This is a genomic window from Peribacillus psychrosaccharolyticus ATCC 23296, from assembly GCF_000305495.1.
GTDB lineage: Bacteria > Bacillota > Bacilli > Bacillales > DSM-1321 > Peribacillus > Peribacillus psychrosaccharolyticus.
The window spans coordinates 1-491 of record NZ_AJTN02000133.1 but is presented as its reverse complement, the minus strand read 5'-3'; the positions used below and the strand labels follow the sequence as shown (position 1 = coordinate 491).

General features: G+C 26.3%; 1 pseudogene. It reads right to left on the bottom strand.

Annotated features, from left to right (window positions below):
• Positions 1-405, bottom strand: a pseudogene (locus WYK_RS06465) (toll/interleukin-1 receptor domain-containing protein); the annotation flags it as partial.
• Between the last annotated feature and the right edge of the window lie 86 nt (positions 406-491).

Below are 491 nucleotides of genomic sequence, written 5' to 3'. Positions count from 1 at the left end.
TTTCTTGATTCCTATACTATTCAACAATTTAACTAAAGCATATACATAATCAATATCCTTAGAAGAATGGCTAATAAAAATTTTTTCAATTTTATTATCTACTTTATTAACTACATTTTTTATAGCCTCATTAAAATCATAAACCTTTAGAGCTTTTAAAATCCCTATCAGTTCATTAAAATAGGACTCTCCATTACCATTAGCTCTTTTTGCTGATGTAATAAAATTTTCCTGTATTTCAGGATCACTAACATTTTTCTTTATAAAAATTTTGCATTTCTCTATCCATGTAACATATTCAGCTCCACTAATAAATGTAATTCCATAACTGCCAGTTTGCTGGTTCTTTTGTTTAACTTTTATACCTTCTTGAATTAAAAGTTCCAGTTGTTCTTTAGTATCCATTAATTCTAGCTCCCTACTTTTGTGTATTTCACTTTCTATATTGACTAAATAATCAATAAGATAATCCCTAATCTTATTTAATATGG